Origin of the sequence: Microbulbifer celer, assembly GCF_020991125.1 — a bacterium.
Lineage (GTDB): Bacteria > Pseudomonadota > Gammaproteobacteria > Pseudomonadales > Cellvibrionaceae > Microbulbifer > Microbulbifer celer.
This window is the reverse complement of sequence record NZ_CP087715.1, coordinates 3,063,420-3,086,375: the sequence shown is the minus strand read 5'-3', so window position 1 is coordinate 3,086,375 and position 22,956 is coordinate 3,063,420. Positions and strand designations below refer to the sequence as shown.

General features: G+C 54.5%; 19 protein-coding genes. 8 read left to right on the top strand and 11 right to left on the bottom strand.

All coding sequences use genetic code 11. The features are described 5' to 3' along the window. Window positions 1–165: 165 nt before the first annotated feature. Both LPW13_RS18275 and LPW13_RS12880 read right to left on the bottom strand, forming a co-directional pair. A complete protein-coding gene (locus tag LPW13_RS18275) occupies window positions 166–423 on the bottom strand; it encodes a DUF2442 domain-containing protein (protein WP_377564260.1) in 258 nt (85 codons plus the stop codon). Next, complete coding sequence (locus LPW13_RS12880; protein WP_043319732.1) at window positions 404–721, bottom strand: DUF4160 domain-containing protein; 318 nt, start codon at window positions 719–721, stop codon at window positions 404–406. The genes LPW13_RS18275 and LPW13_RS12880 overlap by 20 nt, the downstream gene beginning before the upstream one ends. Window positions 722–1,278: 557 nt before the next feature. On the opposite strand from LPW13_RS12880, the gene ltrA reads away from it, so the two are divergent. Further along, window positions 1,279–2,592 (top strand): group II intron reverse transcriptase/maturase, encoded by a 1,314-nt coding sequence (gene ltrA, locus LPW13_RS12875; protein WP_230435956.1) that lies wholly within the window; start codon window positions 1,279–1,281, stop codon window positions 2,590–2,592. Window positions 2,593–2,681: 89 nt separating this feature from the next. Here ltrA and LPW13_RS12870 read toward each other — a convergent pair whose 3' ends face one another. Then, complete coding sequence (locus tag LPW13_RS12870; RefSeq protein WP_230435954.1) at window positions 2,682–3,098, bottom strand: hypothetical protein; 417 nt, start codon at window positions 3,096–3,098, stop codon at window positions 2,682–2,684. Between the two features lie 268 nt (window positions 3,099–3,366). Here LPW13_RS12870 and LPW13_RS12865 point away from each other — a divergent pair, with 268 nt between their 5' ends. Further along, window positions 3,367–4,311 (top strand): IS110 family RNA-guided transposase, encoded by a 945-nt coding sequence (locus tag LPW13_RS12865; protein WP_230435953.1) that lies wholly within the window; start codon window positions 3,367–3,369, stop codon window positions 4,309–4,311. 36 nt (window positions 4,312–4,347) lie between these two features. Here LPW13_RS12865 and LPW13_RS12860 read toward each other — a convergent pair whose 3' ends face one another. From LPW13_RS12860 to LPW13_RS12830, 7 genes are all read right to left on the bottom strand, one after another. Beyond that, window positions 4,348–4,773, bottom strand: a complete 426-nt coding sequence (locus LPW13_RS12860) for a hypothetical protein (protein ID WP_230435951.1) — start codon at window positions 4,771–4,773, stop codon at window positions 4,348–4,350. A 137-nt stretch (window positions 4,774–4,910) separates the two neighbouring features. After that, window positions 4,911–5,261: a hypothetical protein gene (locus tag LPW13_RS12855; protein ID WP_230435950.1), complete on the bottom strand. Its 351-nt coding sequence runs from the start codon at window positions 5,259–5,261 to the stop codon at window positions 4,911–4,913. A gap of 110 nt (window positions 5,262–5,371) precedes the next feature. Continuing rightward, window positions 5,372–5,836 carry a hypothetical protein gene (locus LPW13_RS12850; protein WP_230435948.1) on the bottom strand — a complete coding sequence of 155 codons (465 nt, stop codon included), beginning with the start codon at window positions 5,834–5,836 and terminating at the stop codon, window positions 5,372–5,374. Window positions 5,837–5,933: 97 nt separating this feature from the next. Then, a complete protein-coding gene (locus LPW13_RS12845; protein WP_230435947.1) occupies window positions 5,934–6,308 on the bottom strand; it encodes a hypothetical protein in 375 nt (124 codons plus the stop codon). A gap of 144 nt (window positions 6,309–6,452) precedes the next feature. After that, window positions 6,453–6,704 (bottom strand): hypothetical protein, encoded by a 252-nt coding sequence (locus LPW13_RS12840; RefSeq protein WP_230435945.1) that lies wholly within the window; start codon window positions 6,702–6,704, stop codon window positions 6,453–6,455. A 146-nt stretch (window positions 6,705–6,850) separates the two neighbouring features. Continuing rightward, a complete protein-coding gene (locus tag LPW13_RS12835; protein WP_230435943.1) occupies window positions 6,851–8,173 on the bottom strand; it encodes a type II toxin-antitoxin system HipA family toxin in 1,323 nt (440 codons plus the stop codon). Further along, complete coding sequence (locus LPW13_RS12830) at window positions 8,173–8,532, bottom strand: helix-turn-helix transcriptional regulator (protein ID WP_230435941.1); 360 nt, start codon at window positions 8,530–8,532, stop codon at window positions 8,173–8,175. Before LPW13_RS12830 ends, LPW13_RS12835 begins: the two co-directional genes overlap by 1 nt. 353 nt (window positions 8,533–8,885) lie before the next feature. Here LPW13_RS12830 and LPW13_RS12825 point away from each other — a divergent pair, with 353 nt between their 5' ends. After that, on the top strand, window positions 8,886–10,367 hold the full coding sequence (locus LPW13_RS12825) for an MFS transporter (RefSeq protein ID WP_230435940.1): 1,482 nt from the start codon (window positions 8,886–8,888) through the stop codon (window positions 10,365–10,367). 85 nt (window positions 10,368–10,452) lie between these two features. On the opposite strand, the gene LPW13_RS12820 is transcribed toward LPW13_RS12825, so the two are convergent. After that, window positions 10,453–11,499, bottom strand: coding sequence for an NADP-dependent oxidoreductase (locus LPW13_RS12820; RefSeq protein WP_230435938.1), 1,047 nt, complete (start codon window positions 11,497–11,499; stop codon window positions 10,453–10,455). A 410-nt stretch (window positions 11,500–11,909) separates the two neighbouring features. Here LPW13_RS12820 and LPW13_RS12815 point away from each other — a divergent pair, with 410 nt between their 5' ends. The 5 genes from LPW13_RS12815 (at window position 11,910) to LPW13_RS12795 (ending at window position 22,924) form a co-directional block, all read left to right on the top strand. After that, window positions 11,910–13,373 carry a sugar porter family MFS transporter gene (locus tag LPW13_RS12815; protein ID WP_230435936.1) on the top strand — a complete coding sequence of 488 codons (1,464 nt, stop codon included), beginning with the start codon at window positions 11,910–11,912 and terminating at the stop codon, window positions 13,371–13,373. A 264-nt stretch (window positions 13,374–13,637) separates the two neighbouring features. Then, window positions 13,638–16,826 (top strand): glycoside hydrolase family 3 N-terminal domain-containing protein, encoded by a 3,189-nt coding sequence (locus LPW13_RS12810; protein WP_230435934.1) that lies wholly within the window; start codon window positions 13,638–13,640, stop codon window positions 16,824–16,826. A gap of 664 nt (window positions 16,827–17,490) precedes the next feature. After that, window positions 17,491–17,715, top strand: a complete 225-nt coding sequence (locus tag LPW13_RS12805) for a hypothetical protein (protein WP_230435933.1) — start codon at window positions 17,491–17,493, stop codon at window positions 17,713–17,715. Window positions 17,716–17,850: 135 nt separating this feature from the next. After that, entirely contained in the window at window positions 17,851–20,685 is a 2,835-nt protein-coding gene (locus LPW13_RS12800) for a cellulose binding domain-containing protein (protein WP_329957899.1), read from the top strand. Window positions 20,686–20,926: 241 nt separating this feature from the next. Next, complete coding sequence (locus tag LPW13_RS12795; RefSeq protein WP_230435931.1) at window positions 20,927–22,924, top strand: alpha/beta hydrolase family protein; 1,998 nt, start codon at window positions 20,927–20,929, stop codon at window positions 22,922–22,924. Window positions 22,925–22,956: the final 32 nt, after the last annotated feature.

Genomic DNA, 22,956 nt, shown 5'->3' with positions numbered 1-22,956 from the left:
TGGTGTTCGCGGAAGCCGATTACTCATAGTTTTCTCGATGCATGCTGTAGTGCATAACGCTCAGCGCAGGCGCAGCCAGAGCGGAGCGCATTTTGTGTTAATGTTTGAGCGCCAGCGAGTAACACAAAAGGTGCATAGCGTTGGCTGTCGCTCTGCCGCTGTTTGTTATGCACTTCGGAGTATTTTGTTTGCGTAGAGGTCCTCTACAGGGAAAATCATTGTGTAATCATCCCAATTTAAGTTCCCATCCACTATCTCATACTCAAGAAATTTCTTTTCAGACTTATACTGTTCATAGTCTGGATGACCCACAGAAAATATGAATGGCGCAAAATCTACAATTTGTTTGTGGCCATCATTGAAAGTTATTTCAAGAATGTGAGATTTTAGGTGACGGACAGACTCAACCAAAATTTCTGACATTTTTAACTCTCTGCGTGATTACTTTGGGAGCAATAGGCTGTTTTCTCACGAAGTATGAAACCCACTTTTCAACGATTTCATCCGCATATACGTTGACAAATTCTTCAAACTCTTTTCTCTTCTTAGGATCTAAACCTTGCCCTTTATCCTTTATGATAATCTTGCTGATTTTTCCGTGAAAGAAATGAATTTCTGCTTTACTTTCTTTTCCTTCATATTTTGCATGGACGTGAATCGGTTCATGCTCATTGCTATAGAAGAAAAGAGTAATTCCGAGGTATTGGTATAGTTTTGGCATCACATTCTCCTTGTGAAGTTGCTACTTGATTGCATAACGCACGCGTAATAGGCGCGAGCTTGCGAGCGTCCTAATTGACGCGATTGTGTACGCCCAGCATGGGCATGAACTAATGAGGTGAAAGTCCTCTGTAGGAGAGCCAGATCACCGGGATATCGTTGATCATAACTACTAGCTGACGGCAAGGGCAACCTCGTGAGAGGTTGTCTGGAGGAAGCCCGAGCGCAAACCTGTGAGCCGACGAACAGAAATCGCATACAAGGCCCAGTCCCGGGGACGAGTTAGCACAAGATAACAAAGTCCAGTGGCTCGAGGGATAGGGTAAATGCGGCGGTTGTGCAGGGACAGTTCATGTTCTTATCTGGGGCGGTCCGACGTTTCGGGGTCTGTACCGCTTGCTGGGAGCGATTCTAGCGCCGGGTGGGGTAACCCGCTCGGTGATGGTGCAGAAGTCAGCAGAGGGCATAGTACCCGGAACCGGCAGGAGGCCGGCGATGGGGAAGGCCTAAACATTAGACAAAGAGTGAGACATTGCTGCCTTATGAGGAATATTGGTTGTGACAAACGACGTTCAGTCCCATAGCGGTAGTGATTTGTTCCCAGCTTTGGAGAGTAACCTGTATGCGCAGATTCTGGCGCCAGAGAACGTGCGTGCCGCATGGAAGCAAGTACGCAAGAACAAAGGCGCCGCCGGTGTCGATGGTATCTCCATCGAAGACTACCCCCAGTGGGTAACGTCACGCTGGCCAGCTTTGCGCCGAGCCCTGGTTGAGGGTTATTACCAACCCCAGCCCGTTAAACGGGTCGTGATCCCTAAACCCTCAGGTGGTGAACGCCATCTTGGGATACCCACGGTACACGACCGCGTGATCCAACAGGCAATCAGCCAAGTGCTGACGCTGATCATAGACCCAACGTTCTCAAACCACAGCTATGGCTTCCGCCCCGGACGCCGCGCCCACGGCGCAGTCAGCCGGGTTCAGCACTGCATCAAGCGGGGTCTGAAGGTTGCTGTAGATATTGACCTGTCCAAGTTCTTCGACCGGGTAAATCACGACCTTCTGATGGCACAACTGGGTAAACACGTCAGGGACAAGCGTGTCCTGTCCCTGATTGGCAAATACCTCAGAGCCGGAATACAGGTAGATGGGGAAGTGCGACCAAACACCCTCGGCGTACCGCAGGGTGGCCCACTATCTCCACTCCTGGCCAACGTGATGCTTGATCCTCTGGACAAATACCTGGAGAGGCGTGAACTCCCTTTCGCCCGCTATGCAGACGACTTTGTCATCTGCGTAGCGAGCACCTCCAGAGGGAGCAGGGTAAAGCAGCAAGTAAGCCGCTTCTTGGAAAGGAAGCTGCAGCTGCCGATCAATCAGGAAAAGAGCGCAGTTCGCAAAACCAGCGCGCTGGAGTTCCTCGGATTTACTTTCAAAGGAAAGCAGATCCGCTGGAGTGACAAAGCGATACGACACTTCAAGTACCGGGTGCGTCAACTGACGGGCCGCTCTTGGGGGGTATCCATACAGCGTCGGATACGCGAACTAAACCAGTTCCTGATCGGCTGGATCAACTACTTCGCCCTGGCCAAGTACTACCGTCCTTTACCACTCTACGGTGAGTGGATACGCAGACGGTTACGCATGTGTTTTCTCAAACAATGGCGCAAACCTAGAACGCGAATCCGTAATCTCATCAAACTGGGTGTTCCGGAGAGGCCCGCAATATCAATCGGGCTCAGCTCCAAAGGGCCTTATCGACTGGCAAAGACGTTTGCAGTCCATCAGGGAGTCAGCAATGAGTACCTGAGTAAGCTGGGGCTCGTCTCGGTAAAAGAAATATGGGTGAAATTTCACTATCCGAATGGATAGTTTTAATGAACCGCCGTATGCGGACCCGCATGTACGGTGGTGTGGGGAGGGCGGGCTAGAAACCCGCCCTTACCCGATTACAAGTTGGATCATTCGAAGAACTCTCTCACTGGCTTATCCTCAGCCATTATATGGTCGGTTATATGATAGACGTCTTTAATCCAAGGATGCTGTAAAGCCTCTTCGCGATCTATTATTTTTCCAAGGAACTCAACGTTCTTCCAGGGCGACTCAGATTTGTTCATGACCGTTACGGCCCAAGAACCACCATCTTCCCAGATTTTTATGGGAAAAGCCGTGCGCGTTTCTGGCTCAGCATCTTCGTCCCAATTTCCCAACCCGATAAGGACATAAGCGGCTTTCTCATCGTGCCCCTTAGTAAATAGAACGTAATAGATCGAAAAGGCGTCGCCATCTTGGTGGACGAAGCGCGTTAATCGTGTGCTCGTGTTTCCACAACAGTCACATGTTTCCCTTTTCGGTTCGTCGAATTCGATTTCAATCATTTCTCAATACTTAAGACTTGTAACGCTCAGCGTTGGCTGTCGCTCTGCCGCTGCTTGTATGGTTAAATATTCATGTAAACCGCTATTCCATGCGACTGAAAAGAGATAAGTTGGAGCCCGTAATCTGGCTGCAACCAGTTACCGGAAAGGCAGTCCGATGCATGCCAGGTACTCGATACCGTTAACAAGCCTGGACGCCTTTCCGACCCGAATTAAACTCGAACAGTCGAATGGGCTCCGAGCCCGAATTTAGCAAGTAAGGGCTATTATGACAATCAATAATGAGAACACGGGTGTTAACGTCGGTATAGATGTAGGTAAGTTTCAGCTAGATATCCACATCTGGGAAAGAGATAGACACTTTACAGTTGAGAATGATGAGGCTGGTATCCGTGAGGCGCTGAAGATCCTTAAGCGTTATCGTATCGAGCGTATTACCATGGAGGCGACAGGCCGCTATGAAATGGCGTTCGCATCTCTGGCATTTGAAATGGGCATGCCTGTCGCAATCGTCAGGCCAATCCTTGTCCGCCAGTTTGCCAAAGCTGCCGATCAGCTGGCTAAAACAGACAAGATTGATGCAAAAATAATTGCTCGCTTCTCCGCGGTAATGCAACCGCGGTTGACTGCACAAAGAAGCAAAAATCTTCAGTTAATCAAGGACTCAGTGACACGCAGAAGACAGTTAATTAATATGAGAACGCAGGAAAGTAATCGAGAAAAAGTCTCCGGCGAAGAGGTCGCTCGATCCTGTAACCGCCTGATAAAGGCAATCAACAAAGACATTGAATGGACAGAGAACAAACTGGCCAAAGCAGTAAATGATGAACCGGCATGGAGCGAGCGAAAGCAACTTCTAGACAGCGTACCAGGTGTTGGTAATGCACTCGTGTGGACGCTACTAAGCGAGATGCCGGAGCTCGGAACGCTCAACAACAAAGAGATAGCAGCGTTAGCCGGCCTAGCTCCCATTAACCGCGATAGCGGTAAAACCAAAGGTAAGCGGCGGATACTGGGAGGGCGCCACAGTGTCCGCACAACTCTGTATATGGCCACATTGAGCGCAACCCAGTGCAATCCTGTCATTGGCGGGTTCTATAAACACCTAGTAGGTCAGGGAAAGCACAAGAAAGTGGCGCTGACAGCCGCAATGAGGAAGCTCCTCACCATCCTGAATGCAATGGTTCGAGAAGGGCAAGCCTGGGCGCACTAGGAATTTTTTACACTGAGGTTGAACCACAGTCGCTTGTTATGAGGATTTCCCGCAGAACCCAGGAGCATACTTTAAAAGGTAGCTATGGGGATCGTCATAGTCTGCGTAGAAGACTAGTAACTCATTATTTTTTAGTATTTTCAAAAGCTCTGAGTACCAAATATGATAGTTGGCATTAAAAGCGACTTTGTCGTCAGAATTTAAACCATAGTAACTTACGAAATTCTTTGCAAGAACTTCAGCAGACGAGTTGTCTTCTGACCACTCAACAACACCTTCATCTTTTATGCTGCTGAAAACTAAGTAATCATTTTGTGGCCAACACCCAGATTTCATTCTTCCAATGCTAAATCTCCAGTGCATTCCACTTGGAGACATTCCTGAGTAGATGTAAATATTTTTATAACCATCTCTATGTAAGATCTCTACCATTTTCAGAATGCGTCTTGGCAGATTCTCCATAATTAGTCACTCATAACGTTGAGTTCAGGGGCGGACAATGCTATGTAACTTTTGTGCGAAAATGGGAGCGTAGCGACCCGCACAAAAGGTGCATAGCGTTGGCCGTCCCCTGGAACGAATTGTTAAGTGCGTGGCCATCAGTCTCCGTAAAAAACCAGTGCTGTGCGGTCTTTAATTGCCAGATTTGCGGCCGCATCTAAATTTTCCAGAGTTTCAATGATCAACGACTTATCCAAACTTTCTAATCCCTTATAGATTGTTTCATATCTGATCTTGCTTTTATTGGTAAGGCTCAGTGTCTCCATAAACGATGCAATAACATTTCGCAGCCTCATACAGTCATCCAGTTCATACGTTGTATCACTATATTCATCAAAAATAGGGGCTCCAACGTTGACAACAGGCAATAAATACTCCTGAACCTCAAAGCTCGGGAAGAACCAATTTTCCCTTTTTTCTTTTGAATTTTTAATATTCCAGTTGATCATGTATTGACACTTAACGCCGCAATCAGCCGCGGCTTACTTTGTGTGCTTTTTGCAAAATAATGGGAGCGCAGCGACCGTGCAAAAAGTAAGACGTCGGCTGCATTGCTTGGTTACATTTTTAGACACTCGGTACGGGAGTAGTAGGTTCCTACGGCCCAAACTACTTTTTTCTGCCTCATGTGTCCATAGTGCGTTCTTACGTTACTTGTAATGTATGTATCCTCATCAAGACTTCGTGCATTGAGCCCAAATATAAATGCCTCATTGGTTTCTACTTGATTCTTTAGCAACTCGATAGAGCTTTGATAGTTTTCCTCTCGCTCTGATTTTTCAGAAACCAACCCAAAATTGATTGCATTATCCTCTAAACATGATGGGCGATAACTAATAAATAGATCTATGATTTTTGGATTGTCTTTATTCTGCACCCACGGCGGACCCAAATTAACGAATGTAAATTTGTATTCATTATCTCTCATTTCCTTAAGTTCAATAGGACGAACTTCCACGAAGAAGATAGTAGCCATCGAATTAATCGGCACAAGGAACAAGAGAGCTGTAAGTATTATCTTCATAAAATGTAACGCCCAGCGCAGGCGCAGCCAGCGAGTAACACAAAAGGTGCGTAGCGTTGGCTGTCGCTCTGCCGCTGATTGTTAGCCATTTCCTGGCTCAGGGCTGAAAAGAGCTGCACCGACGCTTAAACCAGCCAGTACGCTTTTTATAATTTACGGGGCAATTGTCCTTACACTCTGCCCCCAACTCTTTCAGCGATTCAGCTTCTTTGAAGTGCGCAACAGTTTCCCCAGAAACTACATGCTTGTAACCGGGCTCACTAGATGTAACTAGAAAATAGTTATTACTATCCCCGATCAATATTTTTTCACTAGCCAGCGCATACACATCGAATCTCCACATGCCCCAGGAACTCCAATTATGCATTATCAAGCAATCTGACATTGTTCTTAAGGGCTCTCGGTCTTCCTCTGAATGAGAAAGTGGAGATAGGCCAATGGTGGCAATCATCAGCATTTTTATTATTTTCATGCTCAACTCTCCTTATGATGGCTAACGCCCAGCGCAGGCGCAGCCAGCGCGGAGCATATTTTGTGTTAATGTTTGAGCGCCAGCGAGTAACACAAAAGGTGCGTAGCGTTGGCTGTCGCTCTGCCGCTGATTGTTAAGTGGGGGCTAGCACCCACCATCTCCCCCTCCTCCACAGTCTCCGCCACCACCATGTCCGCCGCTATCGCCGCCAAAATACACTCCGCCATTGGTACGTTGGTTCACACCAAATTTCACAATAACCCAAAGAATGCTAGATATGAGAAAGCCAGTAAAGATGATTGGGGCGAAAACTGAATTGAGTGAATCATTTGAGGACAGCTCTATAAACTGCCAAGAACCTAGAAGACCCGCCAGGTTAAATATAAATGACTTCATCGGTACTCCTTTACTCACTTAACAGTTTTATTCAAAAGCCCCAGATATAGACATTCTGCCTATATCTGGAAGTAAGTTTCCATATCTACCCATTCTGCCTAAATATGGAAGCATATTCCTCTTTTTCTTTTGGCGGCGGTTGCCTTTTATAGTTGTAATCGCAGGTTGCCTTCTATCTCCGTAATCAGAGACTCGGGTACCTCGTACTCTGTCGCCAGGTTTCGCCATTTTGAAACCTGTTCCACGACATTATCCACAATGCTATCGATCTTTCGCTTGCTAAACAGCGGGCTGATCTTTTCCAGGCTGTAGATATCCTCGCGGGTAAAGTCCTCCCGCTTGCCGTTCAGGCTCATCCAGTGGTTGTTCACCCATTTGCTACCCGGTTTGTAGCTGTAGGCGAGGTCGTAGGCGGGGGCCAGTTGCCAGGTTTTTTCTTTGAGCTGGAAGGCGAAGTTTTTTGCGTGGTCGTCGTGGTTGCGGGCGACGATGTTGAACACCATGCGCAGCAGCAGTTGTTCGGCTTCTTTGGCGGTGAGTTTCAGCTGTCGGGCGATGCCGAAGAGTTCTGCGTAGGAGAAGGAGCCGGGGGCTTTGTAGTCTACATGGGCGATGCCATTTAGAGTCTGAATATGGATTTTGTCGTTGCCGCGGCGGTCGAAGCGTTCGGTGACAAAGTGCCGGCGGTTGCCTTCATCGAGCAGGTGGCAGGGCATCATATCGATGCCGCAGTGGGTGGCCATTTCATGGTAGACGTATTCCATGGCGCCGAAGCCCATGGGGTCTCCGAAGGTTTCCCGGTTTTTGTTGTGCTCGCTGACGCCGTCGAACTTCATCAGGTAGTGGGTGAAGCCTTCCGGGACGTCGGCCTGTCCGGAGCGTACGTGGGTGAAGTCTTTATTGAAGGCGAGTACTGCCTTGGGGCGGGCGCCACCGGCGCTCATGCCGACGGAGAGCAGGGCGATCATGGCTTCGCGGCTCTCTTTTAAGCGGCCTTCGCCATCCTTGTCCAGTTCTATGCGGAAGCCGGCGCGGCTGTCGAGGACTTCCTGGGCGATGCTGACGAGTTCGTCGATGGCGATGTCCTGGGAGGCGTTGAGCTTCTTGATGCGGGTGGCGGGGGCGTATTCCAGTGCGCCCATGCCGCGCTTGCCGGTGAACTGCAGTCGCTGTAGCGGCGTGATCTCTTCCGGATGTTTGCCCTGGGAGGCCATCCACGCGTTCAAGACCGCATTGCCGAAGTCGTCGGGGAGGGAGTCGGCGATCAGGCCGGGCAGGCCGCGGAAGGTTTCAAAGCGCAGTTCCGGGAAGCTGTAGATACGTTGTGCCAGGGGCATTTTGAGAGGGGAGAGTTCAATGCCGCTGTCGATAAAACCGGGATCGTACTCGAACGCGCCGAGGCCGGTATCGGTGTCAAAGCTGACTGCGCCGGCGACCTCACCTTTGTAATCCACTTCGATGACTTCCATTACCATTCCGGCTCCTCCTGCGAATCCTTGTCTTCTGGACTGTCTTCCCCGTCACGATGTTTGCGCTGGCCGGAGGCCCGCTGGCGTTGCTTGCCCTGGAGTTTGGCGAGCTGGATGGGGGAGGGCGGTTGCGGGGGCAGGAAGTTGTCCAGTTGGGTGGTGAGGTCGAGGGCCTGGAGTATTGCCACCAGTACCTCCAGCTGGGCTTTGCCCTTTTCTGCATTGAGCACCGCTTTGCGGCTGACACCCGCGCGCTCCGCAACCTCGATCTGAGTGAGGTCCCGGTTCAGGCGCGCCTGCTTCAGGCGCTGGCCCAGCGCTTCGGCGACGGCGGAGGGAGATTTCTGGCTGTAATCCATAAGGTGCTTTATTTGGGATTTAATGCACGTTTTACCAGATTATGTGCCAATTTGGGCATATTGCAAGAAGTTTCCTCAAAGTCCTATATTCTGTACTTAAATGGTTTTAATACGATTAAAGTGCGTTAATTCGCACTTTATATGGGCTTTCTGATGCTGATCGGAAGCTGTGACCGCGGTTTCATCACGGTTCATGACGCTACAGCCCGCGCCTTCCTTCCCTGGTTCTCCACCCCCGCCGGGGAGGATGGCCGGTATAGTCCCGGCTGACACAATGCCGTCATAACCAAAGTGCCGCACCGTAAAACGCCGGTGTACCAGGACGATTCAACAATAATCAGGCGGTTAATGCGATGAAACAACAGCCCAAGCTTCCCTTCTGGCAGGTGTGGAATGTGAGCCTCGGTTTTCTCGGGGTGCAGTTCGGTTTTGCCCTGCAGAATGCCAATGCAAGCCGGATCCTCTCGGACCTGGGGGCAGATCTGCACTCCCTGTCCCTGTTCTGGATCGTGGCACCGTTGATGGGGCTGTTGGTGCAGCCGATCGTGGGGTCCGCTTCCGACCGCACCTGGAGCCGCTTCGGCCGTCGCAACCCCTATATCCTGTTTGGTGCTATTGCGGCGGCGGTGGGTATGGCATTTATGCCCAACGCGGGTATTGCGGTGGCGTTTATTGCGCCGATTCTGTTTGGTGGGGTGATGCTGGCACTGATGGATGCGGCGTTCAACGTCACCATGCAGCCATTCCGCGCACTGGTCTCGGATATGGTGCCGTCAGAGCAGCGCACGGTGGGTTACGCGGTACAGTCCCTGCTGATCAATCTCGGCGCGGTAATGGGCTCCATGCTGCCGTTTATCCTCACCAATGTGATTGGGCTGGAGAACACCTCAAAAGCGGGGGAAGTGGCGCCGTCTGTGATCTGGGCCTTTTATATCGGCGCGTCTGTGCTGCTGGGCTCGGTGCTGTGGACCGTATTCCGTACCAGGGAATATCCGCCGGAAGAGTACAACGCGTACAAGGGCATCGATGAAGCAGCTCTGGCGCAGGAGCTGGCGGAGCGTAAATCCCTGCCACAGCGCCTGGGCGGCTTTTTCAAGTTGATGGTGACCATGCCGAAAACCATGCGCCAGTTGGCTGTGGTGCAGTTCTTCTCCTGGTTCTCCCTGTTCATCATGTGGGTGTACACCACGCCGGCGATTACCCAGCATGTGTGGGGGGTAGAGGCGAAGTGGTTCGATTCCCATTATCTGGAGAGTGTGGGTGAGATTCCGGCGCATATCGCGGCGGCCAAGGGGGCTGCCGGTGACTGGGTGGGGATTATCTTCGCCGCTTATTCCCTGTTCGCAGCGCTCTTCTCGCTGGTGCTGGCGCGGGTTGCCAGCAAGCTGGGGCGCAAGCCTACCTACGCGCTGTCGCTGTTGTTGGGAGGGCTCGGTTATATGAGCTTCTCCCTGTTCCAGGGCGGTGAGGCCACCCAGGTGAATCTGTTAATTACCGAGGTGACCGTACCCAGTGGCGCCATCGGCCTGTTGCTGCCGATGATCGGTGTGGGTATTGCCTGGGCGGCGATTCTGGCGATGCCGTACTCGATCCTTTCCGATGCGCTGCCGGCGAGCAAGACCGGTGTGTACATGGGTATCTTCAACTTCACCATCGCCGCACCGCAGATTCTCTCGGCGCTGGTGGCGGGGCCGATTCTGGCGGGCGTGTTCGACAACCAGGCGATCTACATCCTGATGCTGGCGGGTGTGTTTATGGTGTGCGGCGCCGTTTCGGTGTTCTTTGTTCGGGAGGAAGATGCACAACCGGTGACTTCGGAGCCGGTGGCTGCCTGATCAACACGCGGTTCCCAATGAGCCCCTCACCAGAGGGGCTTTTTCGTGGAGGCCTTGTTGTAAACGCTTGCCGCCGGTAGCGTGGTCATTCGTCTTCGCCGACCCGCACCACCAGCTTGCCGAAGTTCTTACCTTCCAGCATCCCGGCGAAGGCTTCCGGGGCCTGTTCCAGACCGTCGACAATCTGTTCGCGGTATTTGATTTTACCTTCCCCGTACCACTTGGACATCTGCTGGTAAAACTCGTCGTAGCGGTGGCCGTAGTCATCAAAAATGATGAAGCCCTGCACTTTCAGGCGCTTGGTCAGAATGGTTCCCATCAGCAGGCCGAGGCGGTCGGGCCCTTCGGGCAGGTTGGTGGCGTTGTATTGGGACACCAGGCCGCACACTGGCACGCGCGCGTTGGTGTTCAGCAGCGGTAGGACGCCGTCCAACACCTTGCCGCCGACATTTTCATAGTAAACGTCGATCCCGTCCGGGCAGGCCGCGGCCAGTTGCTGGTCGAAATCGGACGCATGGTGATCAATACACGCATCAAACCCCAGCTCTTCCACTGCAAAACGACATTTCTCCGCGCCGCCGGCCACACCGACCGCACGGCAGCCTTTCAGTTTGCCGATCTGCCCTACAGTCGCGCCCACCGGGCCGGTGGCCGCGGCAACCGCCACGGTTTCACCTTCTTTAGGGGCGCCGATATCCAGCAGGCCCATATAGGCGGTGAACCCCGGCATACCGAGCACGCCCAGTGCCAGGGAGGGGTGTTCCGGGTTTTTGCCCAGGTTGATCAGCATAGTGCCATCAGACAGGGCGTAATCCTGCCAGCCACAGGCGTAGGAGAGCACCCAGTCGCCCTCGGCAAAGCCGTCGAGACGGGATTCCACCACGCGATTGATGGTGCCGCCCACCATCACATCGTCGATCGCCACCGGCTCCGCGTACGAGGGCGCATCACTCATGCGGCCGCGCATATATGGGTCCAGGGACAGGAACACCGTGCGCAGCAGCACCTGGCCCTCGGCGGGCTCGGGGATGTCGGTCTGTTCCAGGCGAAAGTTGTCCGCGCCCGGCGCGCCCTTGGGGCGGGAGGCCAGAACAAGGCGGCGGTTGTGGTCATTGGACTGATTCAGGCTCATGGGGCTTTCTCCGGTGAGGGTTTTGACGGTTCGGGGCAAAGAGTGAGCATTAGAGGGATTCTGCAGTAATTCATTCCGTATTGAACGTAATCGGAGGTAATGACTGGCTACTGACGCGGTGTTTTATTGGATCACTAGCTTAGTCTACGGGCAGGCTCCCGTGTAACGTGCGGTGGCTGCCTGCACTGAATCCACTGGCGCATCGGGATGAGAGGCGGTAGCCTTAAGAATAATGTTACAGGCGCCAATCTTTGTGAAACGGTTGTAATCGTTTACATTATTGTGTGATTAATTGTATAAAAGAGATTGTCCGGCTCGCGCCCGTTCCGGTAAAAAAGAGCAGGCGGTGAATGAAGCCGGTTGATAATAAATCGGAGCCGCCAAGCGGCCACAGTGAGTGAGAGAACAGAATGAATACCACCGTCAGCAGCGGTGCGGCGATTGACGCTGCCCCCGGAGTTGCGGACTCCGAATCCCTCCACGCGGAAACCAATCACGGCCTGGTCATCGCCATCAGCGGTGTGGCCACCATCGGCGGCTTCCTGTTCGGGTTCGACAGCGGCGTGATCAACGGCACCGTCGAGGGGCTGCAGACCGCATTCAATTCCGACTCCGCCGGTACCGGCTTCAATGTGGCTTCGATGTTGCTGGGCTGTGCCATTGGCGCCTTCTTTGCCGGTACCCTGGCGGATAAATATGGCCGCAAGACGCTGCTGATTGCTTCGGCGCTGATGTTTATCGTTTCCGCCTGGGGCTCCGGTATTGCCACTGGCTCTCTGGAGTTTGTCTTCTATCGCATTCTCGGCGGTCTCGCCGTGGGCGCCGCCAGTGTGATGACGCCCGCCTATATCGCGGAAGTGGCACCGGCGGCCTATCGCGGGCGCCTGGCCACGGTGCAGCAGGTGGCCATCATCAGCGGCCTTACCGCGGCGTTTCTCAGTAACTATGCCATCGCCAAATTTGCCGGCGCTTCCACCACCGAGTTCTGGATGGGTTTTGAGGCCTGGCGCTGGATGTTCTGGATCGAGTTGTTGCCCGCTGCCATCTTTCTGATCGGTCTGTACTTCATCCCCGAGAGCCCGCGCTTCCTGGTGGCCAGTGGCCGCGGTGACTCCGCGCGCGCAGTATTGCAACGCCTGTTCGGCGAACGCACCGCGGCAGACAAGGAGCAGGACATCCGCGCGTCGCTCGCCGACGACCACCGCCCCAGCCTGTCGGATCTGAAAGATACAAAAACCGGCAAGTTGCGCAGCATCGTGTGGGTGGGTATCGGCCTGGCGGTCTTCCAGCAGCTGGTGGGCATCAATGTAGTGTTCTATTACGGCGCCGTGTTGTGGCAGTCGGTGGGCTTTACCGAAAGTGATGCACTGCTGATCAATGTGGTTTCCGGGGCGGTGAGTATTGCCGCGGTCATTACCGCGCTGATCCTGGTGGACAAGATCGGCCGCAAGCCGCTGCTGTGGTTCGGGTCCGTCGGTATGGCGGTGACCCTGGCAATCATGGCCGTTTCTTTCTCTCAGGCCACGCTGGATGAAAGCGGCTCCCTCAGCCTGTCGGACTCCGTGGGTACCATCGCCCTGCTGGCGGCCAATGCCTATGTGGTCTTCTTCAATGCCTCCTGGGGGCCGGTGATGTGGGTCATGCTGGGAGAGATGTTCCCCAATCAGATTCGCGGTTCCGGCCTCGCGGTATCGGGCCTGGCCCAGTGGTTGGCCAACTTCGCCATTACCCTGTCGTTCCCGGTGTTGCTGGTCAGCATTCAGCTGTCTGGCAGTTACGGTATCTATGCCATCTGCGCGTTTATCTCGATCTTCTTCGTGTCCAGATATGTGCGCGAGACCAAGGGGCGCGAGCTGGAGCAGATGCAGGGCTGATAGTCCCGGCGGCAGCCCCAGCCCCGGGCTGCCGCCGATAACAGGTTCCCCATTCGCCCGTGTGGCCTCTGCCCGAACTTGTTCGGGCGGGCCCCGGGAATTTTTTTGGGGATGATTTAATTTATATGATTAACCGGATTAATGGTTCGGGTAGAACATAAGACGCCAAGCCGAACTCAGCCCGACTAAAAACCGCAAACGGAAAAAGCCCGATAAATAACAAACCAATCAATAACCAATAAATAACAAAAGGGATTGCCTGTTATGAAGCCTCTCTCTACACCAGCCGATGCCCTGCGCACCATACTGGCCGCGGGCCTATTGTCAGTGACGCCCCTCGCGATTGGCGACTCTGAGACCACAGAACGGCGAATCGATCTCTGGCCGCAGACCCGCAGTCCGGAAGTAGCGCCCGCGCTGGAGAAACGCGTGGAAGCGCTGCTGAAACAAATGACTCTGGAAGAAAAAGTCGGCCAGATCATGCAGCCGGAAATCCAGTCGATCACCCCGCAAGAGGTGAAGCAATACCATATCGGTTCGGTATTGAACGGCGGTGGCTCGGTGCCGGGGCGCAAGGAGGATGCGGGCCCGGACGATTGGCTGGTACTGGCGGACGCCTTCTGGGAAGCCTCCATGGATACCAGCGATGGCGGTACCGCCATTCCTGTATTCTGGGGGACGGATGCGGTGCACGGCAATGGCAACCTCACCGGTGCCACTCTGTTCCCCCACAATATCGGTCTCGGCGCCACCCACAATCCCGCATTGGTACGCGCGATCGGCGCAGCAACCGCAAAAGAGGTGCGCACCACCGGAGTGGAATGGGTATTCGCACCGACACTGGCGGTGGCCCAGAACGATTTCTGGGGCCGTACCTATGAGAGTTACAGCGAAGACCCGCTGGTAGTGAAGCGGTTTGCCTCCGCCATGGTGGAAGGGTTGCAGGGCAGTGTGGGCAGTGATGATTTCCTGTCGGAAACCCGCGTGCTGGCATCGGCCAAACATTTCCTCGCCGATGGCGGTACTTTCGAAGGCGATGATCAGGGCGATGCCCGCATCAGTGAGCAGGAGCTGGTGCAGATCCACAACGCCGGCTACCCCGCAGCCATCGAAAGTGGGGTACAGACCATCATGGCCAGCTTCTCCGAGTGGAACGGGGTGAAGCACCACGGGAATAAATACATTCTTACCGATGTGCTGAAAGAGCGCATGGGCTTCGATGGTCTGGTGGTTGGCGACTGGAATGGTCACGGTCAGGTGCCAGGCTGCACCAACGATAGTTGTCCACAGGCGATCAACGCCGGCATCGACCTGTTGATGGTCACCTACGACTGGAAAAACATGATCGCCAATACCCTTGAGCAGGTAAAAAATGGCGAGATTTCCATGGCGCGCCTGGACGATGCGGTGCGCCGGATTCTGCGGGTCAAACTGCGCGCGGGCCTGTTTGATAAAAAGCCTTCCGAGCGCGCGTTGGCCGGTGACGAGCGTGTGGTGGGCAACCCCGAACACCGCGCCCTGGCCCGCCGCGCGGTGCGCGAGAGCTTGGTATTGCTGAAAAACCGCGACGGCGTGCTGCCGCTGAATCCGGACCAGAATATTCTGGTGGCGGGCCCCGGCGCCGACAGTATTGCCATGCAGTCCGGCGGTTGGAGCGTGACCTGGCAGGGCGCCGGCATTCCCAACGAGAAGTTCCCCGGTGCCACCTCCATTTTCCGCGGCATCCAGAAAGCGGTGGAAGTCGCCGGTGGCAAGGCAATACTGTCTGAAGACGGCAGCTTCGATCAGAAACCCGATGCCGCCATTGTGGTGTTCGGGGAATCCCCCTACGCCGAAGGGCAGGGGGATCGCAATACCCTGGAATTTGAGCCGGGTAATAAAAAGAGCCTGGCGCTGCTGAAACAACTCCGCGCGCAGGATATTCCCGTGGTTTCCGTTTTCCTGTCCGGCCGTCCGCTGTGGGTGAACCCGGAAATCAATGCTTCCGATGCCTTCGTTGCCGCCTGGTTGCCAGGATCCGAAGGTGATGGTGTGGCGGACATGCTGATAGCGGATAAAGACGGCAAAGCCCGTCACGACTTCACCGGCCGTTTATCCTTTTCCTGGCCCGGCCTGCCGCTGCAGGGCAAGTTGAATACCCATCACGCAGGCTACGATCCGCTGTTCCGGTTTGGCTATGGCCTGAGCCTGTTCTCCGAGCAGCAGGGACCAGAGAAGCTCGCGGAAAATGTGCCCGGCCTGCAACAGGGTGAACCGGAAAGTTATGCGCTGTATCAGGGGCGGCCACTACAGCCCTGGGGGATTCAGATCGACGACTTTGAACAGAACCAGATGCTGAGTGGCGCCTTCGCCAAATTGCCCAGTGGCCGCGTCACCGTGGTCACCACGGATAAAGACGTACAGGAAGATGCCCTGACCCTGAAGTGGCAGGACACCTGGCTTGCCCGTCTCAGCCTGAAACATGGGGAGCCACTGGATCTTGGCAGCTACGTGGAAGAGGGCGTGTTGTCTTTCGACCTGAAAGTGGATGATCTGGCGGAAGCGGACCTCGCGGTGGAAATCCAGTGTGGCGAGGGCTGCGAGCGTCATGTGAATCTCACCCGCCAGGCGCGGAGCAACATCGGCGAAGGTTGGAAAACCGAGAGTTACCGTCTCAGTTGCTTTGTCCGCGAAGGGGATGATCTCTCCAGTGTAACGGTGCCCTTCTCCCTGCGCGCCGGCGGTAAAGGGCAGGTTTCCGTGGCCAATGTGCGCCTGGAGAAAACTGGGGAAGCAAAAGACCACTGCCCCGACTACCGGAAGCTCTCCACTACCCCCGATACCCGCTATGAATACTGGGCCAAGGGATGGTGGGACGAGCGCTTCGAGCGCAACCTGAAACGCCTGGAAAAGGGCAATGTGGACCTGCTGATGATTGGCGATTCCATAACCGAAGGTTGGGAAAAAGCCGGTAAAAAAGTGTGGGATGAGTACTACGCAGATCGCAATGCGGTCAATCTGGGCTACGGTGGCGATCGCACAGAAAATCTGTTGTGGCGGCTGCAGAACGGCGAGCTGGATGGTATCCAACCGAAGGCCGGGGTGGTGATGATCGGTACCAACAACACCGGCCACCGCCGGGAAGATCCCGAACTGGTGGCAGCGGGCGTACGCGCGGTACTGGACGAACTGCGCGATCGTCAACCACAGATGAAAATCCTGCTACTGAGTATATTCCCGCGGGATCCAGAACCCGGTACGCAGATGCGCAAAATCAACCTGGCGGTCAACGATATTATCGAGGGCTATGCCGATGGTGAACACATCTTCTATCAGGAAATTTACAGTGAGTTTCTGGAGAAAGATGGCACCCTGAGCGAAAGCATCATGCCCGACTACCTCCACCCCAATGAAGCGGGGTATGAAATATGGGCTGAGGCCATGGAGCCAAACCTGAAAAAAATACTGAACTGATATTTAGAGGTATGAATCAAGGTGCCCATTTATCGAGTTTCCTGGGTTTAATTGAGGTTTAATCGGGGTTTGATTTCTTGAAACTTGAATTGCGTGGCATTTTTGTCGCTTCAGTTGCCCAGAAAGTGGTGACTATTTTAGGTGCTGATCCGTCTTACTGTTGAAGGCCCTAAAGCCTTTCTGAAAGTTGGTGTGAGCTTGGGCGGGTGAGTGTTTCCCCGCCCGTTTTTTTACACCTCGGGATCGGGCTGCACGGCTGATAACTTTCTTTAAGTGTTACATTCACATTCCGGTTTTGAGAAGTGAGCAGATCTGTCGCTAGTGGTCCATGCGGGAAATTCGGTAACTAAAGCACACAGCCAAAGGCTCCAGGGTGGCGTTGGAAAAGCGCAGGACTAGCAGCGTTAATTCAAGCTTTTTCAGCGTCGCCCTGGAGTCTGTGGCGAAGTGATCGGTTACAGAATTTTCCGCATGGACCACTAGTGTTATCGTTGGTTTGACATGTTCTTGTTTACTTTATAAGTAAAATCGTGTCACAGATTGGGTTCGAAAAATATAATAATAATTACTAAAAGTTCCTTTTATTTTCACACCAGAAAAAGTCGTAATCCCCGCATGAATTGTGTGCTCTTGGGCGAGTACTCAGCCGGTTGCTGCCAGCTATATGCAGGATTTCCAGGAAATGGAGCCGCCATTGAGCGTGGGAGAGTTCGCGCACGAACATCAAGGGCAGCCGGTGGACGAGGATCCCATCCTGGCTGAGGCCGAAGCGCGTGGGCTCGGCTATCTCGGCTGGTCCTGGTCTGGCGATACCGAGCCCTACTTGGATATGGCGCTGAACTGGGACCCGAACAATCTTTTCGGTTGGGGTGAGCGTTGGTCTGCTTGAAGTGGGGGAAAGTGTGACATACGGACTACAGGGCGCGCCCGGAAATGTGGGAATGCCCGGGTGTAGCGCACCCCTGGAACCCCATAAGTGGTTTTATCAAAGCGGTATTTAAATAATGAAAATAAGGAAATAGCGATGATTAAATTAAAAAAGATAAAGCTTGCCGAGCAGGTGGCAAAGTACTGCCGTCCGGTCATGCAGGCGAGTCTGTTCGCCCTGTGTGCGAGCGGTGTGCAAGCGGCCCCACAAGAAGAGTATCAATGGCAGAACGTGCGCATTGACGGCGGTGGTTTTATTCCCGGAATCATTTTCAACCGCACCGAACCCAACCTGATTTATACCCGTACGGATATTGGTGGTGCCTACCGCTGGGACGAGGAAAACCAGGAATGGAAGCCGTTGCTGGACTGGGTCGGCTGGGACAAATGGGGCTGGAACGGTGTGATGAGTATGGCCACCGACCCGGTAGATCCGGACCGTGTCTACGCCGCGCTCGGTATGTACACCAACGATTGGGACCCCAACAACGGTGCTATTGCCCGCTCCACAGACCGTGGCGACACTTGGCAGGTCACCGAACTGCCGTTCAAGGTGGGCGGCAATATGCCGGGCCGCGGCATGGGCGAGCGGTTGCGCATCGACCCCAACGACAACAGCACCATTTATTACGGCGCAGAACTGGGCGAGGGCCTGTGGCGCAGCACTGACTACGGGGAAACCTGGTATGAAGTACAGAGCTTCCCCAATCCTGGCACCTACGCCGCCGATCCTGATGACGAATGGGGTTATGGCGATAAACTGCAGGGCGTGGTGTGGGTGACCTTTGACCCCAGTTCCGGCACCAGTGGCGCCGGTTCCGATGTAATTTATGTAGGGGTCGCCGATAAGGCGCATTCCCTCTATCGCTCCACCGATGGTGGTGCCAGCTGGGAAGTGATCCCCGGTGCACCCAGTGGTTTGATTCCCCACAAAGGCGTTTACGACGAAGTTAACGGCGAGCTGTACGTGGCCATGAGCGATACCGGTGGTCCCTACGATGGCGAAACCGGCGCGGTATGGAAATTCGAAGCGGCCACGGAAACCTGGACCGAAGTCAGCCCCATGACCGCAGCCAGTGGCGAGTTGTATTTCGGCTATTCCGGCCTCACCATCGACCGCCAGAACCCGGGCACCCTGATGGTCGCCTCACTCAATTCCTGGTGGCCGGACATGATCCTGTTCCGCACCACCGACGGCGGCGATTCCTGGAGCCGCATCTGGGACTGGGGGGCCTATCCCGAGCGGGTCAAGCGTTACGAGATGGATATCAGCTCCGTACCCTGGCTGCACCTCGGTGCCAATCCGCAGCCGCCGGAAGAAGCGCTGAAGCTGGGCTGGATGAACGAGTCGGTGGAAATCGATCCACACAATTCCGACCGTTTCATGTATGGCACCGGCGCGACCATTTACGGATCGAACAATCTCACCGAATGGGACAGCGACGGTATCGTCACCATCGAGCCGATGATAAAAGGGCTGGAAGAGACCGCGGTACTGGATCTCGCGAGCCCGCCTAGCGGCAATGCGAATATTTTCTCCGCGCTCGGTGATATCGGCGGCTTCAAACATACCGATCTGGATTCGGTACCGGAGCTGATGTACCAGACCCCGTATCTCACCAGCACCACCGGTATCGACTTTGCCGCGCTGGATCCGTCGATCATGGTGCGGGTGGGCAATGCAGACACGGTGCACCTGGGTGTTTCCACTTCCGCCGGCGACAGCTGGTGGCAGGGGCAGGAACCGGCGGGCGTGACCGGCGGTGGCAAGGTGGCGATGAGTGCCGATGGCGGCGCCATTGTATGGAGCCCGGAAGGCGCCGGGGTACATGTGTCCACCACGCTCGGCAGTTCCTGGATTGCGTCAAGCGGTATTCCCGATGGCGCGCGGGTGGAGAGTGATCGAGTTAATCCACAAACCATCTACGGTTTCAGCAACGGGGTTTTCTATCTCTCCAGCGACGGCGGTATGACCTTCGCAGCGACGGCCGCCAGTGGTTTGCCGGAATCCGCCAAGTTCCTGGCGGCACCGGGCAATGAGGGGCATATCTGGCTCGCCGGTAGCGGCGTCAATGTCAGTGCGGAAACCGTCACCGGCCTGTGGCGTTCCACCGACGGCGGTGTGAGTTTTGAGAAAATTGCCAGTGTGGAAGAGGGGGTGAATATCGGCCTGGGTGCGGCCGCGCCGGAAAGCGACTATCACACCCTCTACCTGGTTGGTACGGTGGATGGTGTCACCGGTGTATTCCGCTCCACCAATCAGGGCGGTGACTGGGTTCGCATTAACGACGATGCGCATCAGTACGGCAATATGGGCGAAGCCATCACCGGGGATCCGCGCATCTTCGGGCGGGCGTATCTCGGCACCAATGGTCGCGGCCTGTTGTATGCAGATCCGGCGTCCGGATCCTCGTCCGGCGGAACCAGCTCCAGTAGTTCTGGAGGGAGCAGTTCTTCTAGCTCCTCGAGCTCCAGTTCCTCGAGTTCTTCCAGCTCAAGCTCTTCCAGCTCAAGTTCTTCAAGTTCAAGTTCGAGTTCGTCCGGCGGTTCCGGCTCGTCCAGCAGTTCCTCTGGCAGTTCTTCCGGAAGCTCGTCGAGTAGTTCCTCTGGCGGTAGCTCCGGTGGTATAGCCAGCTGCGAATATATCGAGGGCAGCGACTGGGGAGGTGGTTTTACCGGCAGTATCCGGATTACCAACGATGGCGATACCGCGATCGAAGGCTGGACGCTGAGTTTCTCCTATAGTGGCAGCAGCAGGGTAACCAATCTGTGGAACGCCAACCTTGCCGGCAGTAATCCCTATACCGTGAGCGATATGGGCTGGAACGGTACCATCCAGCCAGGCGGTTATGTGGAGTTCGGATATCAGGGGGAAAAGGCTGCGCAAGAGCCGCTGGAAATTCCCGCGATCACCAGTGAGGTTTGTGAATGAAATGCGCATTACACCGAACTGAAAAGGTACTCAAAGAGGATATTCCTCCGCACTGAATGATCACTGTTGTGATCACCCTTGGCCCGGCTTCCCCAGTCGGGCTTTTTTGCTTCGGGAGTCGGCTATTCTACCGTAGTGAGTGCTGCGACGGCTCGGAGATAATTCGGTACTCTTTCACACTCGAATGTTTTATGGATATTATGAATAACGTGAATAATAACCAGGAAATAGAATTCCAATAATGATGAGACCTTCAGGCCCCTTCCGGGCCCTATTCGTTATTGCGCTGATTTTATTGCCCGCCACTCAGGTACAGGCGGACAGTACCCGGATTTCTGTTCGTGACTACGGCGTCCTGCCCAAAATCAGTCAGATGAGCATTTCTCCCAATGGTGAAATGATCGCCTACCGCATGACCGAAAATGAACGGGATATGGTGGTGGTTTACGACCTGGAACAGGGAAAACACAAAGCGTCACTGGATTTATCTGAATCAGGTTTGCAGTTCAACGGCCTGTACTTTGCCACCAACGAGGAGCTGATCCTGCGCGCATCCCAAGTGCGGTGGGTGTGGGGGTATCGCGGCGACCTGGATCTGAGCACCGCCTTTGCTTATAACGTCGAGCAGAACGAAATCCGTCAGCTGCTGACGCCGGGGGACGTGATTTACAAAGGCCAGGAGGGGCTGGGGCGAATCACCGGTTTTTCTCCGGATAACAAGTTTGTCTACATGCCGGCATATGTGCCGGACAGCCCCAACGATCAGTCGCCGCGTATGTCCCTGATGAAGGTGGATCTCGATTCACCCCGGCGTCCCAGGGTGCACTTCAAGGGCAAGCCTGATTCCATCGAGTACTTCGTCGATGAGAACGGAGAGGTCATGGTCCATGAAACCTTTAACAACCGCCGCAACGAGCACGAAATCTTCGTCAGAGAGGGCGACGGCTGGAAGACAATCTATCGGGAAGAAACAAAAATCCGTTCGATAATACCAGTTGGATTGACGCCGGACCGCGATTCCCTGGTGGTGCTGGCGAATAACCGTGAAACCGGCCGCGATGACTATTACACCCTGTCTCTGGAAAGCGGTGAAATCACCAATATGGGCTTCGGCCGCGAAGACGCCGATATCGAATATACCTACAAAGGGCTGGACAAAATCGTCTGGGGCGCCCGTTATTCCGGATTCAACCCTGAATACCGTTTTTTCGATCCCGAGCTTGACCGGCGCATGCAGAAAATCCGCAGTATGTTTCCGGAGCATTCGGTTTGGCTGCGGGATTGGAGCGACAACTGGGAAGACTTGATCATCTATGTAGAAGGATCGCAGTTTGCCGGCACTTTCTACAAATTCAGTAAAAATGAACCGCCCACACAACTGGCCTCTGCGCGTCCGAAAATTACCGCGGAACGCATACATCCGGTTGTCACAACCCGGTATAAAACCCGCGACGGCTACAAGATTCCGACACTACTGACTATTCCGAGAAATCGCGTCCAGAGTTTGCGGAACCTGCCCGCAGTCATCATGCCCCACGGTGGCCCCGCGGCCTATGATCAGATCGGCTTTGACTGGCTCGCCCAGGCTCTGGCCAGTCGCGATTATCTGGTGGTGCAGCCGCAGTTCCGGGGTTCCTCCGGCTTCGGACTGGATCACGAACTGGCCGGCCGCGGTGAGTGGGGTGGCAAGATGCAGGACGACGTCACCGACTCGGTCAATGTCCTGGTCAAACAGGGAATCATCGATCCCGAGCGGGTATGTATTGTCGGTGCCAGTTATGGGGGTTACGCGGCCCTGGCTGGCGGCGCTTTCACGCCGGACCTGTACCGCTGCGTGGTGTCCATCAACGGCGTTGCCGATCTGGAAGAAATGCTGAAGTACGAAGAGCGTGAGTACGGCGACGATCACTGGGTGGTGGCCTACTGGCAGAACAACTACGCCAAGGGTGAGGTCACCGACGAGCTACTCAATGCAGTATCCCCAGCCCTGCATGCGGAAAACTTTCAGGCTCCGGTACTGTTGATTCATGGCGAAGACGACCAGAACGTACCGTTCAGGCAGTCGAAGATCATGTACAAAAAACTCAGGCGTGCGGACAAAGCCGTGGAACTGCTGGAGCTGGAGGGCGAAACCCACAACCTGATGCGGGGCGAAACCCGCCTGCAGACCGTTGAGGCCATGGTGTCCTTTGTGGATAAGTACCTTCGGCGCAACGAGGTAGGTGAGTCGGCGCAATGAATAAAAAGCTCGCATCGCGGGCGGGCACCCAA

Coding starts and splice junctions, on each gene's coding strand:
- LPW13_RS18275 (WP_377564260.1), bottom strand. CDS start 423: ATGTCAGAAATTTTGGTTGAGTCTGTCCGTCACCTAAAATCTCACATT.
- LPW13_RS12880 (WP_043319732.1), bottom strand. CDS start 721: ATGCCAAAACTATACCAATACCTCGGAATTACTCTTTTCTTCTATAGC.
- LPW13_RS12870 (WP_230435954.1), bottom strand. CDS start 3,098: ATGATTGAAATCGAATTCGACGAACCGAAAAGGGAAACATGTGACTGT.
- LPW13_RS12865 (WP_230435953.1), top strand. CDS start 3,367: ATGACAATCAATAATGAGAACACGGGTGTTAACGTCGGTATAGATGTA.
- LPW13_RS12860 (WP_230435951.1), bottom strand. CDS start 4,773: ATGGAGAATCTGCCAAGACGCATTCTGAAAATGGTAGAGATCTTACAT.
- LPW13_RS12855 (WP_230435950.1), bottom strand. CDS start 5,261: ATGATCAACTGGAATATTAAAAATTCAAAAGAAAAAAGGGAAAATTGG.
- LPW13_RS12850 (WP_230435948.1), bottom strand. CDS start 5,836: ATGAAGATAATACTTACAGCTCTCTTGTTCCTTGTGCCGATTAATTCG.
- LPW13_RS12845 (WP_230435947.1), bottom strand. CDS start 6,308: ATGAAAATAATAAAAATGCTGATGATTGCCACCATTGGCCTATCTCCA.
- LPW13_RS12840 (WP_230435945.1), bottom strand. CDS start 6,704: ATGAAGTCATTTATATTTAACCTGGCGGGTCTTCTAGGTTCTTGGCAG.
- LPW13_RS12835 (WP_230435943.1), bottom strand. CDS start 8,173: ATGGAAGTCATCGAAGTGGATTACAAAGGTGAGGTCGCCGGCGCAGTC.
- LPW13_RS12830 (WP_230435941.1), bottom strand. CDS start 8,532: ATGGATTACAGCCAGAAATCTCCCTCCGCCGTCGCCGAAGCGCTGGGC.
- LPW13_RS12825 (WP_230435940.1), top strand. CDS start 8,886: ATGAAACAACAGCCCAAGCTTCCCTTCTGGCAGGTGTGGAATGTGAGC.
- LPW13_RS12820 (WP_230435938.1), bottom strand. CDS start 11,499: ATGAGCCTGAATCAGTCCAATGACCACAACCGCCGCCTTGTTCTGGCC.
- LPW13_RS12815 (WP_230435936.1), top strand. CDS start 11,910: ATGAATACCACCGTCAGCAGCGGTGCGGCGATTGACGCTGCCCCCGGA.
- LPW13_RS12810 (WP_230435934.1), top strand. CDS start 13,638: ATGAAGCCTCTCTCTACACCAGCCGATGCCCTGCGCACCATACTGGCC.
- LPW13_RS12805 (WP_230435933.1), top strand. CDS start 17,491: ATGCAGGATTTCCAGGAAATGGAGCCGCCATTGAGCGTGGGAGAGTTC.
- LPW13_RS12800 (WP_329957899.1), top strand. CDS start 17,851: ATGATTAAATTAAAAAAGATAAAGCTTGCCGAGCAGGTGGCAAAGTAC.
- LPW13_RS12795 (WP_230435931.1), top strand. CDS start 20,927: ATGATGAGACCTTCAGGCCCCTTCCGGGCCCTATTCGTTATTGCGCTG.